This window comes from Brevibacillus sp. FW301-21C12A (genome assembly GCF_058788915.1).
The window spans coordinates 51,845-65,300 of sequence record NZ_JBYTBG010000013.1; the positions used below are offsets into that span (position 1 = coordinate 51,845).

The following is a 13,456-nucleotide window of genomic DNA, read 5'->3' on the forward strand; positions in this document are numbered from 1 at the left end:
CTGCAGGTTGAGCAGGTGGGGCAAAAAAGAGCGGGTTGTCATTGACTGGGATGCCGAAAGTCTGGATGTAGCCGTGAATCAGGCCCGTGAGGATTGGCAGCATGCCCGCCATCTCGTCGAGGTCAGCGAGCCGGATGGCGGTTTGGAGGATGTCATCTACTATTTGCACGTAACGGAAAAGCGGTATATGTACTTGCTGGCACAGGCAAAACGCGAGCGGCATCGCAAGCACGCGTAGGAGGGGGCAATCATGGCTACGGGGTGGATCATCGCTCTGATTATTGTCGGGATTTTGCTTTTGACAGCGGCAAGCAAGTCTGTGACTACGCCGATCAGGTGGATCGGCTTTGGAGTCATGCAGGTTGTCATTGGCGCCATTTTGTTGTTTTTCACCAATCTGGTTGGCGAGTTGGCCAGCTTCCACATTCCGATCAACCCGGTCACCGCGCTGGTCGCCGGATTTCTCCGCCTGCCAGGACTCGCCGCCCTGATCGTCATCAAGCTGTGGATCATGTCCTGACGATTTTTAACCATCTGTTTTCAAAAAGGCAATGCCGCGGTTCTCGTATTTGACCCGGCTTTCGCTGGGTTGGCGAAAAGAAGCGAGCAGGGCAATCAAGCGAGGCAACGCCACGATCACGACACCGCCGAGCAAAGTAAGCCCGTAGTCGGCCGAAAGCCAGACGTACGCTCCGGCCGCAATGAAGACGCTGCCGAACAGCACCGTGCACTCGCTGGCCCGATAAACGGACAGCGGCACGGGAAGCAGGTACCCGGCCCCCCACCATGGAGAGACGAGCATGTCGGCGGTTGTCCGTGGCTTTTGCGAGCGCAGGCGGGCGTAGAGCCGAAAAATGAACAGGTGGCAGATCGGCACAACGGGCAGGATCGCCAGCGTGACGACGAGCGAGGCGACAGGCACCTGCAACAGCATGGAGCTGCCGATCAGGGACAGGCCGATCAGCACGAGCTGAAGCAAATACCCGATCAGCCCCCAGCGAAAACGGTAGAGCAGCTTGTAGCTGTAAATCGTATGTTGGTGGGCATGTCCCTTCATAAAAAGTCACTTCCTTTGCGGTCTGGTTGTCGAGACTGGCATGTATGTACGACAGCGATCACGCTGTTGCTGTTCTTTTCCCCATTATCGCACAGTCGCAAATCTTGAGAAAGCCAGTACCTGATGCTGACAAGCCGTTGGTCCTTTGCCGGACTGGCGGCTTTTTTGTACAGATAAGTGCAACTAAGGCTGCGCCAAGCCATTGGCGCAGCCAAGTTTTCTAACCGTTTGCGGCCTGGAAAACAGTACGCTTCCGGCAGGCAAACGAAGCCGCTGATGTGATGGGCAAGCGGTTTATGGGTACGCTAAAAAGGAATGAATTGGGATCGGCCGTGATTGGGCACGAAAGATGCGGCGAAACATGCCGCCAAGCCAGAGGAGAGGAGGAGGACATTTGCGCCATCAGCGTATGAAGTTATGGGTCGCTGCTGAGCAAACCTTACACAAGTGGGGCGAGTCGCTAAAAGAATGTGGAATTGATCTGCTCGTCGCGCAAAAAGAGGAACCCGCCGAAGAGGTGGACGGGCTTTTGCTGACGAGGTTGGGCGATTACAGCCGCCTGCAGGAGCTCGGCGGAAACAGCTTGCGCCAGGAAAACAGCCCCGTTCTGCTGCTTGTATTTGGAGACGAAGCGCCGTATGGCTGGGCTGATGAGCTGGCGGCAGCGTGCGAGGCCAGCCAAAAGCCGTATGAAGTGGTGCGGATGAGCCTGTGGTCAGGAAAGGAACGGGTGCTGCTCGGGGGCGGTCCGGTCGGACAACAGATGCGCCGCCTCTGTCGGCTGCTCGCTGACCACGGCAAATTGTCCATGGTATGCGGACGGCGGGAGGTAGATGAAGCGATTCGCCAGCTCCCCCGCTATTTGGCGTGGAAGGAACGATTTTATTGGGAGATGGGCGAGGCGTGTGACGACAACGGCGTATCGCTCAAGCAGGTGTCCCGGGCGTTGGGGCTGGACACGCGAGTCGGGCAAGGCTGGTTAGACCCCGTGCACCAGGATCATTCGCTTGTCTGCGCGTGGCTCGTGCGGGAATGCCAACATGTCCTGCAAAAAACGAAAATCGAGCGAATCGCGCTGATTGGCCCGGCAGACTTGTGGAACAAAATGCCCCAAGGCTGGCTTGCCGATAAGGCGGTCGCTGTGTACACGGGGACGGACGAGCCATTTCCGAACGAGGCACGTCCGGGGTGGGTCCGTTGCGATTCCTGGAAGGCCGCTGTGCAGGAAGCCGATTTGCTTGTGATCGGTGACGGGCTGGAGGTGGCCGCCGAGCTGTCCTTGCAAGAGCTGGCCCACACGATGCGACAATCGCTGGTCGTTGATGCAGCCTCCTGTTTTCCTGCCCAAGAAGCCCAGCTCTTTTGCAAAGGTTACCGAGCTGTCGGCGAAAAGACGAACGTTTGGGAATGATGCCGATTATAATGGGGTATAATGGTTGGTAGATTGAGGAAAAGGGCAGGCGTTTTACTATGGAAAAAGTTGCTCAGCGATGTATCGTCTGTGAACAGGAGCAAAATGACGGAATCGCCATTTGCGAGCAGTTTATTTGCCAGAAATGCGAACAGGAAATGGTAAATACCGACGTCCAGGACGAAAAGTATCCGTTTTTTATCCACCAGATGAGACGTATTTGGCTGCGAAAAGATGCGTGACGGAAAAAGGCATCGGCATTCCCGGTGTCTTTTTTCGTTTGCCAAAAAGCTTGGCAAAATTCCGTTATTCCCTTGTCAAATCATGCTAAAATAATGGGTAATTCATTCATGACAAAGGACGTGAGTCGCGCGTGCTTACGAGAGATGCTGAATTTCGGGAGCGGCAAAAGCGTGCGCCCCTGTATGAACATCTGGAACGGCACGCGAGGCATTGCCCGCATCCGTTTCATGTGCCAGGACACAAGATGGGCCACAGCTTTGACAGCCACGCCAAGCAGCGGTTTCAATCCATACTGGAGCTGGATTTGACAGAAATCACCGGAACCGATGACCTGCACCAGCCCCAGGGCGTGATTGCAGAAGCCCAGGCGTTGGCTGCGGAGGCTTTTTCAGCCGAAGAGACGAGATTTTTGATTGGCGGCAGTACAGTCGGAAACATCGCCCTCATCATGACGGTATGCCGGCCTGGAGATAAAATTTTGGTACAACGCAACTGCCATAAATCTGTTTTTCACGGAATCATCCTGGCGCGGGCGACGCCTGTATTTTTGGTGCCGGCCGTAGATTTGGCAACAGGCGTGGCTGCGGGAGTCAGACGCGAGGATGTGGAGCGTGCCCTGCAAGCACACCCGGATGCCAAGGCTGTTTTTTTGACGAATCCAACCTACTACGGGATGGGGATCGACTTGGCAAAAATGGCGGCAATCGTGCATCGGCACGACATTCCGCTGTTGATCGACGAAGCGCATGGAGCGCACTTTGGCTTCCATCCGGCTTTTCCTCTCTCGGCGATGCAGTCGGGGGCGGATGCGGCCGTGCAGTCCACGCATAAAATGGCTTCGGCCATGACGATGTCCTCCATGCTGCATTTGCAGGGCGAACGAATAGACCGGGAACGGCTGTATCGGCAGCTTGCCATGCTACAGTCTTCCAGCCCGTCGTATGTTTTGATGGCTTCGCTCGACCTGGCCAGACGCCATCTGGCGTTGGAGGCTCACGAGGAATGGGAGCGGCTGCTGCCGCTTTTGGACAAGCTGCAGGAGCGAACAGCCCAGATGGAGTGGCTGGAGTGGCCGCAGCCGTGCGCAAGCCGGGTGTACACGACATTTGATCCGTTGAAGCTGTTTTTGCATTTGCGAACCGGACAGATGAGCGGGTTTGCCCTGCAGGAATTGATGGAAAGGCACGGACTTTTTCCCGAGCTGGCCGACGAGTCGCACGTGCTGTTGGCCGCGTCAGCGGGAACCTCTCTGCGGGATCTGGAGGCGCTCCTTCGCTTGCTGGAATCCATCTCGCCGGAGGTAGAGCTGGAAGAGGAGCGGATTTTGCTGCATGGCGTAGTCTCCTCGCATTACTTGCGCAAGCAGGCTGTGCCGATGCACGAGGCTGTCGACCGTCCGCGGGAGACGATTCCGCTGGAGCGGGCGTTGGGACGGGTAGTTGCGGAGATGGTCATCCCTTATCCGCCAGGCATTCCGGTGTTGGTGCCGGGAGAGCGCATGGACGAGGAAGGCTTGGCGATGCTTGCCGAGCTGCGGAGGGGACATACCCGTTTTCACGGGGTACAGGATGATCGGCTGCAAACGATTCAAGTATTGCGTTAATTTATAGCTGGCAAGCATGCGGCCTGTGACAGCAGGTACGGAAGGAGTATGGAAGTGACAACAGGACAAAAAGGCCGATTTTTTACAATCGAAGGCGGCGAAGGAGCGGGGAAATCGACCGTGATCGCCAAGCTGTACGAGGAGCTGAGCGCGCGCGGAGTGGACGTGCTGTTGACGCGCGAGCCGGGCGGTATTGATATTGCGGAGAAAATCAGGGAAATCATCCTCAATCCGGCGCATACACAGATGGACGAGCGGACGGAAGCGCTGCTGTACGCTGCGGCGAGACGCCAACATTTGGCGGAAAAAGTGCTGCCGGCTCTGGCGGCTGGCAAGCTCGTGCTGTGCGACCGTTTCATCGACAGCAGCCTTGCTTACCAAGGCCATGCGCGGGGACTTGGCATTGATGCAGTGTACGAGATCAACCGCTTTGCCGTCGGGGATTGCATGCCGGAGCTGACGCTGTTTTTTGACGTGAAGCCCGAGACGGGGCTTGCGCGGATCAACAAAGCGCGCGGCCGGGAGGTCAATCGCCTCGATCTGGAAGACATCCGCTTTCACCATCTGGTCAGGGAAGGGTACCGACTGGTGATGGAAAGAGAGCCGGAGCGCTTTGTCGTCATTGATGCCGAGCAACCGATGGAGCAGGTGTACGAGTCGGCACTGCGCGCATTGCTTGCCAGATTGTAAGGTTCGCAGTACCGCATGTACAGGTACATACTGTATAATATGTTTAGGCGAAATATCGTACCAAGCCTACGTGTTTTTCATACAATGAAGCAAACCATGCGGGATTGATTCTTGCGGAAAGGGTGATAGCCGATGAAAATGGTAGTTGCGGTCGTCCAGGACAAAGATAGTGGTCGTCTGTCTCAACAACTGGTGAAGAAAGGGTTTCGCGCGACGAAGCTCGCCAGTACCGGAAGCTTTTTGCGAGCTGGCAACACAACGTTTTTGATCGGTACGTCTGACGAAAGCGTGCCGGAAGTAATCGACATCATTGCGCACCACTGCAAATCCCGCAAGCAAATGGTCACTCCCGTTTCCCCTCTCAGCAATGCGGTAGATTCGTTCATGCCGTACCCGTTGGAAGTGCAAGTGGGCGGAGCCGCTGTGTTTGTGCTCGACGTCGGAGAGTTCCACTCGTTTTGACGCAATGCGACCCGGCGCAACTGCAATGAATCCTTCTTCCAATCTACAGGTTCCTGCTCTCTTTTTTCGCCGCTTTCGTTTATACTTGATCTAACGGGGAAAAAATCCTCTACTGATCGGTTCTGTGGGGTGGCGTGATGAAAATCGGCGACGGGCCAAGACCTAAGCTGGACATGATAAAAACCGCGGATTCGCGGAGAAATCCTCAGCTCGAAAAGCTGAATTTTGGCACGATGATGCAAGGAGAAGACGAGCGCATGTCCCAGGAGCTGCTCAACCGGCTGCTCGGCGACATTGACAGGATGGGGCAAATTCTCGCCAGATCCCGCTCGGTTCGCGACTTCTATTCCTATAAAAACCTCGTCAAACAGTTCATGGAGGAAGCCGTCAAGTACGGCGTCGCCCTGGATGACCGGCGAGGAATGAATCGGCGAGGCCGTAGCAGGCTTTACAAAATCGTCAAACAGGTCGATGCCGAGCTGTTGCGTCTGACAGACGAGTTGCTTAGCGATCAGGCACCGACGATTGATTTGTTGGCCCGGATTGGTGAAATCCGCGGCATGCTGATTAATTTGTATTTTTAGTGGGTGTGAAACCATTATGACATGGACCCGTTTTTCCCAGCAGCCACGCGCTTCGGAGCTGCTGTACCATAGCCTGCTCAACAACAGACTGGCGCACGCTTATTTGCTCGCCGGTCCCAAGGGAGCAGGCAAAAAGCAGATGGCCCTGCATCTGGCGAAGTCCCTTTTTTGTCCGGAAAGGGAAGCGGACGCCTGCGGGGCCTGTGTTACATGCAGGCGGATTGAAGGGGGAAACCACCCCGATGTGCTGTTTATTACACCGGACGGGGCCTCAATAAAAATCGACCAGATTCGCGCGCTGCAAAAAGAAATGGCGATGCGTGCGGTAGAGTCCGGGCACAAGGTGTACATCGTTGAACACGTCGACAAAATGACGACCCAGGCCTCCAACAGCCTGCTGAAGTTTTTGGAGGAGCCGCCCGCTGGCGTGCTTGCCTTGCTGTTGACGGAACACAGCCACTCGATCCTCCCGACGATTTTATCCCGATGCCAAATCGTTCAATTCTCGCCACTTTCTGCCGAAGCGATCGCCGAACAACTCCGGGCAGACGGCATTACAGCCGGGATGGCGCAGGTTGCCTCCCACATTACGACAAATGTGGAAGAGGCCAAGGCACTCAGCCAATCAGAATCGTTTGCACAGCTAAGAAATCTAGTGATACAATTGAGCCATGAGTGCAAACAGCGTAATTCGTCTGCGCTCTTCACCATCCATGATATGTTGCAAAAGAGCGACAAAATCAAAGAGGAACTACCCCTCTTTTTAGATTTGCTCATCCTTTGGCTGCGCGATATCCTGTATGTGCAAGTAGGCAGGCATGCCCATCTCATTAACAGCGACCAACAGGATGTGCTGCAAGGACAAGCACTGGTATGGACAAAAGCTGAGCTCTTGCATGGGATAGATTTGGTCATGGATACGAAAAATCGGATAGAGCGAAACGCCAACGCACAGTTGGCTCTTGAGCGGTTGGTTCTTCAATTCCAGGAGGGATAACCCTTGTATGAGGTTGTTGGGGTCCGTTTTAAAAAAGCGGGCAAAATATATTACTTCGACCCTGACCGACTGCCGATAGAGAAAGATTGCACCGTAATCGTCGAAACGGCGAGAGGGGTCGAATATGGCAAGGTCGTCATCGGCAAAAAAGAAGTCGCTGAGTCCGATGTGGTGTTACCGCTCAAAAAGGTCATTCGTATGGCTGACGAAAAAGACGCAAAGCAGGTTGATGAAAACAAGCAAGCTGCCAAGAATGCCTTTGCCGTGTGCCAGACGAAGATCAAGGAGCACAAGCTCGATATGAAGCTGGTCGATGTGGAGTACACATTTGACCGCAACAAGATCATTTTTTATTTTACCGCGGACGGCAGGGTTGATTTCCGCGAGCTGGTAAAAGACCTCGCTTCCGTGTTCCGCACTCGCATTGAGCTGCGTCAGATTGGCGTGCGTGACGAAGCGAAGATGCTGGGCGGCATTGGCCCCTGTGGCAGGCTGCTTTGCTGTTCGACTTTCCTCGGCGATTTCGAGCCTGTTTCGATTAAAATGGCCAAGGATCAAAACCTTTCGTTGAATCCAGCAAAAATCTCCGGTCTGTGCGGTCGGTTGATGTGCTGTTTAAAATACGAGAATGACAACTACGAAAGCACGCGTGATGAAATGCCGGATGTCGGCAAAATGGTCACTACCCCGATGGGAAATGGACGAGTCGTTTCCGTTAACGTACTGGATCAGTCCGTTCAGGTGGAGCTTTCGATCGACAAACGCATCACAGAGTTTGGTTTAGATGAGATTGCGATAGGGCTCCCCACCTATGAATAAAGTGTGGGGGTAGGGGAGAGGTGAGCTAGTGGACAAACGGGAAATCTTCGTCAAGATGGCGAGCATTGAAGAACGAATTGGGGACCTGTACAAAGAGATCGGTGAGTTGAAAGACGTCATCGTCGTTTTGATGGAGGAAAACGCCCAATTACTCGTTGAAAACCAGCATCTTCGCAACCGACTGGAAAAGAAAAAGACTGGCTCTCCGGCAAAACAAAAGGGAGCAAACCCTGTCGCCAAGGAGAAAGCGAAAAAAGCCGTGGTCGGGGAAGGGTACGACAACCTTGCCCGCCTGTATGCAGAAGGGTTTCACATCTGCAACGTGCATTTCGGCAGTCTGCGCAAAGAAGGGGATTGTCTGTTCTGTCTCTCGTTTTTGAGCGGCGGCCCTCAAAAATAAAAGGTGACGAGCGATCACCACATGGAGAAAGCGACCTGTGCCACGTGTCAGGTCGCTTTTTCCAAGACAAGGAAAAAAGGAGTAGGGAACAAAGGATGGAACCAGTCATTAACGTGCCGCTCTATGATGCGGAGCGCATTGACGATTTATTGACTCACGAAATGAAAATTATCCAGAGCCACGAGGTGTTCTGTTTTTCGATGGACGCCGTGCTGCTGGCGCGGTTTGCGTCCGTTCCCAAGCGCGGGAGAGTGCTCGACATGTGCACGGGCAACGGAGCGATCCCGCTTATCATGACCACGCGCACACCGGAAGCGCGTTTTGATGGCATCGAAATTCAGCAGCGGCTGTTCGACATGGCGAGCCGCAACGTGACGCTCAACGGACTGACGGAGCGGATCGAGATGCACCACGGAGATGTCAAGGACGCGGTATCGCTTTTCGGGCACGGGAAATTCGATCTGATTACGTGCAATCCGCCTTATATGCCTGCGACGAGCGGGGAGAAAAATGTAAGCGAGCATTTTGCAATCGCCCGTCATGAGATTTTGCTCTCGCTGGAAGACGTCATTCGCGTGGGCAGCCAGTTGTTGAAAAACGGCGGCAAGCTCGCTCTCGTTCATCGCTCGACGCGGTTGATCGACATTATTTCCTTGATGCGCCAGTACGGAATCGAGCCGAAGCGGATGCGTCTGGTTTACCCGCGCAAGGAAGCCGAGCCGAATATGGTGCTGATCGAAGGAATCAGGGGTGGCAAGCCGGAGCTGAGGATTCAGCCGCCGCTGATTGTCTATGAGAATGGTGAGGAATACTGTGAAGAACTGCAAGAAATTTACTTCGGCAGACGAGATTCCCTCGCATAAAAGCCATTTTGTCTACATTCTCGCCTGCGCGGACGGCTCCTTGTACACCGGCTATACGACGGAGTTGCTGCGCCGCCTGGCGATGCACAATGAAGGCAAAGGGGCGAAATACACCAGAGGGCGCGGGCCGCTTGCGCTTGTCTTTTGGGAAGAAGGGCCTGACCGTTCGTGGGGCTTGAAGCGCGAGGAAGGAATCAAACGGCTGAATCGCAAGCAAAAAGAACAGTTGATTGGAGGGACGCCGCGATGAATATACAGCGCAGCTTTGCGCAGGAAGAAACAGGTGTCCTGTATCTGGTCGCTACGCCAATCGGCAATCTCGATGATATGACGGTCCGTTGCCTGGAAACGCTGCGGGCGGTTGATGTGATTGCCTGCGAGGATACGCGTCAAACAAGGAAGCTGTTGAACCATTTTCAAATCGAAAAGCGCACCGTGAGCTATCACGAACATAATAAGGAAGCGAGCGGTCAGGGGCTGCTGCAATGGCTGGCCGAAGGAAAACAGATCGCGCTGGTGAGCGACGCCGGACTTCCGGCGATATCCGATCCGGGCGCTGATCTCGTGCGCGATGCGGTCGCTGCCGGATACCCCGTCGTTCCGGTGCCAGGAGCCAACGCAGGGCTGACGGCGTTGATCGCTTCGGGGCTGCCGACAGACCGCTTTGTCTTTTGCGGCTTTATCGGCCGGGAAAACAAGGAGCGGCGCGAAGAGCTGGAACGACTCAAGCGCTACCCGGAGACGCTGATTTTTTATGAAGCGCCGCACCGCATCGAGAAGACGATTGCGGCCATGCGGGAAGCGTGGGGGAATCGGCGGGCCGTGCTGGCGCGCGAGCTGACCAAGCGCTACGAAGAGTTCGTGCGCGGCACTTTTGATGAGCTGCTGGAATGGCTGGGCAATGGCGAAGTGCGCGGCGAGTTTTGCGTGATTGTCGAAGGCTTTACAGGCACAACCGCTGCTGAAGCAGACGAGGAAAACATCTGGTGGCAGCAGTTGAGCATTGTCCAGCATGTCGAGCATTACTGCGAGCAAGGCTTGAGCAAAAAAGAGGCGATCAAACAGGCGGCAGACGATCGCGGTTTGCCCAAGCGCGACGTCTACAACGAATACCACCGCGACCAGGAAGACGAGTAAGATGAGCAGGAAGCTGACCGAACGGGTCGGCTTTTTCTTTTCGTCCGATCAACCAGCGCAGCAGCGACGCAGGCAATACAAATAGCCTCCGCGAAGCTTGTCCCTTTGCGAAGGCATATCGTATGTAAATCAAGTACGTATGGAAATGAGTGTTTAGCGTTTAACAACAGGCATCTCGGTCAGGCAATCCTGGCACACGATTTTACCTTTAAAATGAGATACTTTATCAGCGTTTCCACAGAAGATGCAAGCAGGCTCGTATTTTTTCAGGATGATGCGCTCGCCATCTACGTAAATTTCCAATGCGTCTTTTTCCGCGATGCCCAGTGTGCGGCGCAATTCGATCGGAATAACGACACGACCCAGTTCATCTACTTTACGAACAATCCCTGTTGATTTCATCATAGTAAATTCTCCTCTCAAGTCTTCATATGTCGATGTATTGGTAAACGCTCATCATTAATCGTCAATATTCGACATTATCTGTTGGGATTATCATACCAGCGATTCCCAAAGGTGTCAACATCATTTTGACAAATCTTTGAAAAGCAAAGTTTTTTTTGAAAACAGGAAAGCTGATATATCAGCGTTTCGTAGAAAAATGGAAACGGTATAGAAAATTTTATGGATAAAATTAACTGGGAGAAATGCGTGTCGAATCGGTCACTTTATGTCGAATAAAGCCGCGCCCATTCGACAAAAAAGCCTTGTCTTCTCTTTTTTGCCTTTTCCTGTCATGTATAAAATAAATCGTAGCCGTTCGGCCCTCCTGGATGTTTACAAAACAAGTCGGTCGTGTACAATAGAGGGTAAATGAGGGAATTGATAGCAAAACGACTATGATGGGAAGAGTAAGCCGATCCTCCTTATCCCAGAGAGCCGGGGTAGCTGAAAACCGGCATAAGCGAGCAGGCTGAACATGGCCCCAGAGTCTTGCAGATGAACAGCCACGGAAATGACCGTGCCCAGTAGTTTGTGACGTCGGCCCACGTTACGGGCAGAGTCTGTTTCAGACTCACCAAGTCCGTTGTCCGCGAGGGGAACGGAGCATTTGGGTGGTACCGCGAGTTAGAGCTCGCCCCAATTTTTGGGGTGGGCTTTTCTATTTTTCTAAACGTTATCAGGAGGGGCTAGGTTGCATGAAACCAACATATTACATCACCACACCGATTTACTATCCAAGCAACAAGCTGCACATCGGCAATGCCTACACGACAATTGCTTGTGATGCTCTGGCGCGCTACAAACGTTTGCGCGGCTATGACGTCTACTACCTGACAGGTACGGACGAGCATGGACAAAAGCTTCAGGAGCGCGCAGCCGAAGACGGCAAACAGCCGCTGGAGTTCATCGATCCGGTTGTTGACTGGATTCGCGACCTGTGGCAAAAACTGGACATCTCCTACGACGATTTCATCCGCACCACGCAGCCGCGTCATAAGGAAGTCGTGCAAAAAGTGTTCCAGCGTCTGCTCGATCAGGGCGACATTTACTTGGGCGAGTATGAGGGATACTACTGTGTGCCGGACGAGGCTTTCTGGACCGAGACACAATGTAAGACCGACAAAGGCTACATTTGCCCGGATTGCGGCCGCGAAGTGAAAAAAGTGAAGGAGAAAAACTACTTCTTCCGCTTGTCCAAATACCAGGACAGATTGCTCGCGCACATCGAGGCGAACCCTGACTTCATCCAACCGGAGAGCCGCCGCAACGAGATGATTAACAACTTCCTCAAGCCGGGCCTCCAGGATTTGTCCGTATCCCGCAGCACGTTTGACTGGGGGATCAAAGTGCCGAGCGATCCTGAGCACGTCATTTACGTCTGGATCGACGCGTTGACCAACTACATTTCCGCGCTCGGCTACTTGTCTGACGACGACAGCAAATACCGCCGTTTCTGGCCTGCGAATGTGCATATGGTGGGAAAAGACATTTTGCGCTTCCATACGATCTACTGGCCGATTTTGCTGATGGCGCTCGATGTGCCGCTGCCAAAACAAGTTTTCGGTCATGGCTGGCTGCTGATGCCGGACGGAAAAATGTCCAAATCCAAAGGCAACGTCATTGATCCGAAGCTGCTGATTGATCGCTATGGCTCCGATGGCGTGCGCTACTTCCTGCTGCGCGAGATCAACTTCGGCCAGGATGGCATTTTCACACCGGAATCGTTTATCCAGCGTCTGAACTACGATCTGGCAAACGACATCGGCAACCTGCTGAGCCGTACCACTACGATGATCGAAAAATATTTCGATGGCATCGTGCCAGCCGCACAAGATGCCGGAGAGCCGGATGACAGCCTGATCGGCCTGGCGATGAAAACAAAGGCGCTGGTCGAGGAGCATATGGAAGAAATGCGTTTCTCCAACGCGCTTGCCCACATCTGGGAGCTGGTAGGACGCACCAACAAATACATCGACGAAACGATGCCGTGGAATCTGGCAAAATCGGAAGAAACCAAGGGACGTCTGGCAACGGTCATGTACAATCTTGCGGAGAGCATCCGCATCGTCTCCATTTTGATTCAGCCGTTCATGACCAAAGCTCCGGCGAAAATCTGGGACCAACTCGGAATCCTGGGCAACGAGCAGGCAACAAGCTGGGAATCTGCCGGCGTCTGGGGCGGATTGCCTGCCGGAAGCACTGTCAGCCGCAAAGAGCTGCTGTTCCCGCGCCTGGACGTGCAGGCTGAGCTGGCCTTCATCGACGAATCGACAGCAGAAGCGCGCCGCCAAGCAGAGGAAAACAAGAAAAAGCAAGACGCATTGAAAGGGGAAGCACCTGTGAACGAAACGACTGCCAACCAAGCTGAAGTAACGGAAAAACCAGCAGATGCCAAAGACGAGATCGGCATCGACGATTTTGGCAAAGTAGAGCTGCGTGTCGCACAAGTAGTAGAATGTGTGAAGCATCCAAACGCCGACAAGCTGTTGATTTTGCAACTCGACCTCGGCTATGAAAAACGCCAGGTTGTATCCGGTATCGCCAAATACTACACTCCGGAAGAAATGGTCGGCAAAAAAGTAATCCTCGTCGCCAATCTGAAGCCAGTCAAGCTGCGTGGCGAGCTGTCGCAGGGCATGATCCTGGCAGCATCCGCAGGCGACCAACTGACGCTGGCGACAGTCGATCCGAGCATGCCAAACGGAGCGATTGTGAAGTAACGAGGGCTAGGAAAGGAAGGACCTAT

The 13,456-nt window shown here is 53.9% G+C and carries 17 protein-coding genes and 1 other annotated feature; of the genes, 15 read left to right on the forward strand and 2 right to left on the reverse strand.

What is annotated here, in order from left to right:
* Positions 1–7: 7 nt before the first annotated feature.
* Both AC3WQH_RS10770 and AC3WQH_RS10775 read left to right on the forward strand, forming a co-directional pair.
* Complete coding sequence (locus AC3WQH_RS10770; protein ID WP_005830519.1) at positions 8–238, forward strand: DUF2508 family protein; 231 nt, start codon at positions 8–10, stop codon at positions 236–238.
* Positions 239–250: 12 nt separating this feature from the next.
* Entirely contained in the window at positions 251–520 is a 270-nt protein-coding gene (locus tag AC3WQH_RS10775; RefSeq protein ID WP_005830517.1) for a pro-sigmaK processing inhibitor BofA family protein, read from the forward strand.
* Positions 521–526: 6 nt separating this feature from the next.
* On the opposite strand, the gene AC3WQH_RS10780 is transcribed toward AC3WQH_RS10775, so the two are convergent.
* The gene (locus AC3WQH_RS10780) at positions 527–1,057 is read right to left on the reverse strand and encodes a hypothetical protein (protein WP_005830515.1); all 531 of its coding nucleotides are present in this window, start codon (positions 1,055–1,057) and stop codon (positions 527–529) included.
* Between the two features lie 394 nt (positions 1,058–1,451).
* Here AC3WQH_RS10780 and AC3WQH_RS10785 point away from each other — a divergent pair, with 394 nt between their 5' ends.
* The 12 genes from AC3WQH_RS10785 (at position 1,452) to rsmI (ending at position 10,266) form a co-directional block, all read left to right on the forward strand.
* A complete protein-coding gene (locus AC3WQH_RS10785) occupies positions 1,452–2,468 on the forward strand; it encodes a Rossmann-fold NAD(P)-binding domain-containing protein (RefSeq protein WP_007776340.1) in 1,017 nt (338 codons plus the stop codon).
* A 59-nt stretch (positions 2,469–2,527) separates the two neighbouring features.
* On the forward strand, positions 2,528–2,710 hold the full coding sequence (locus AC3WQH_RS10790; RefSeq protein WP_005830511.1) for a sigma factor G inhibitor Gin: 183 nt from the start codon (positions 2,528–2,530) through the stop codon (positions 2,708–2,710).
* Positions 2,711–2,841: 131 nt separating this feature from the next.
* A complete protein-coding gene (locus AC3WQH_RS10795; RefSeq protein ID WP_492332030.1) occupies positions 2,842–4,314 on the forward strand; it encodes an aminotransferase class I/II-fold pyridoxal phosphate-dependent enzyme in 1,473 nt (490 codons plus the stop codon).
* Between the two features lie 48 nt (positions 4,315–4,362).
* On the forward strand, positions 4,363–5,004 hold the full coding sequence (tmk, locus tag AC3WQH_RS10800) for a dTMP kinase (RefSeq protein WP_005830508.1): 642 nt from the start codon (positions 4,363–4,365) through the stop codon (positions 5,002–5,004).
* Positions 5,005–5,136: 132 nt separating this feature from the next.
* Positions 5,137–5,466: a cyclic di-AMP receptor DarA gene (gene darA, locus AC3WQH_RS10805; RefSeq protein WP_005830506.1), complete on the forward strand. Its 330-nt coding sequence runs from the start codon at positions 5,137–5,139 to the stop codon at positions 5,464–5,466.
* 137 nt (positions 5,467–5,603) lie between these two features.
* Positions 5,604–6,050, forward strand: coding sequence for a YaaR family protein (locus AC3WQH_RS10810; protein ID WP_005830505.1), 447 nt, complete (start codon positions 5,604–5,606; stop codon positions 6,048–6,050).
* 16 nt (positions 6,051–6,066) lie between these two features.
* Positions 6,067–7,047: a DNA polymerase III subunit delta' gene (gene holB, locus AC3WQH_RS10815; protein WP_026556972.1), complete on the forward strand. Its 981-nt coding sequence runs from the start codon at positions 6,067–6,069 to the stop codon at positions 7,045–7,047.
* Positions 7,048–7,050: 3 nt separating this feature from the next.
* Positions 7,051–7,866, forward strand: a complete 816-nt coding sequence (locus AC3WQH_RS10820) for a PSP1 domain-containing protein (RefSeq protein ID WP_005830502.1) — start codon at positions 7,051–7,053, stop codon at positions 7,864–7,866.
* 28 nt (positions 7,867–7,894) lie between these two features.
* The gene (gene yabA / locus AC3WQH_RS10825; RefSeq protein ID WP_005830500.1) at positions 7,895–8,266 is read left to right on the forward strand and encodes a DNA replication initiation control protein YabA; all 372 of its coding nucleotides are present in this window, start codon (positions 7,895–7,897) and stop codon (positions 8,264–8,266) included.
* Positions 8,267–8,361: 95 nt separating this feature from the next.
* Positions 8,362–9,129 (forward strand): tRNA1(Val) (adenine(37)-N6)-methyltransferase, encoded by a 768-nt coding sequence (locus tag AC3WQH_RS10830; RefSeq protein ID WP_005830499.1) that lies wholly within the window; start codon positions 8,362–8,364, stop codon positions 9,127–9,129.
* Positions 9,080–9,379 (forward strand): GIY-YIG nuclease family protein, encoded by a 300-nt coding sequence (locus tag AC3WQH_RS10835; RefSeq protein WP_005830497.1) that lies wholly within the window; start codon positions 9,080–9,082, stop codon positions 9,377–9,379. Before AC3WQH_RS10830 ends, AC3WQH_RS10835 begins: the two co-directional genes overlap by 50 nt.
* The gene (gene rsmI / locus AC3WQH_RS10840; protein ID WP_005830496.1) at positions 9,376–10,266 is read left to right on the forward strand and encodes a 16S rRNA (cytidine(1402)-2'-O)-methyltransferase; all 891 of its coding nucleotides are present in this window, start codon (positions 9,376–9,378) and stop codon (positions 10,264–10,266) included. Before AC3WQH_RS10835 ends, rsmI begins: the two co-directional genes overlap by 4 nt.
* 153 nt (positions 10,267–10,419) lie before the next feature.
* Here rsmI and AC3WQH_RS10845 read toward each other — a convergent pair whose 3' ends face one another.
* The gene (locus AC3WQH_RS10845) at positions 10,420–10,671 is read right to left on the reverse strand and encodes an AbrB/MazE/SpoVT family DNA-binding domain-containing protein (protein WP_007776347.1); all 252 of its coding nucleotides are present in this window, start codon (positions 10,669–10,671) and stop codon (positions 10,420–10,422) included.
* Between the two features lie 425 nt (positions 10,672–11,096).
* Positions 11,097–11,352, forward strand: a binding site (T-box leader).
* A gap of 53 nt (positions 11,353–11,405) precedes the next feature.
* Between AC3WQH_RS10845 and metG the strand changes: the two genes are divergently transcribed.
* Positions 11,406–13,430 carry a methionine--tRNA ligase gene (metG, locus tag AC3WQH_RS10850; protein WP_483073068.1) on the forward strand — a complete coding sequence of 675 codons (2,025 nt, stop codon included), beginning with the start codon at positions 11,406–11,408 and terminating at the stop codon, positions 13,428–13,430.
* Positions 13,431–13,456 lie beyond the last annotated feature (26 nt).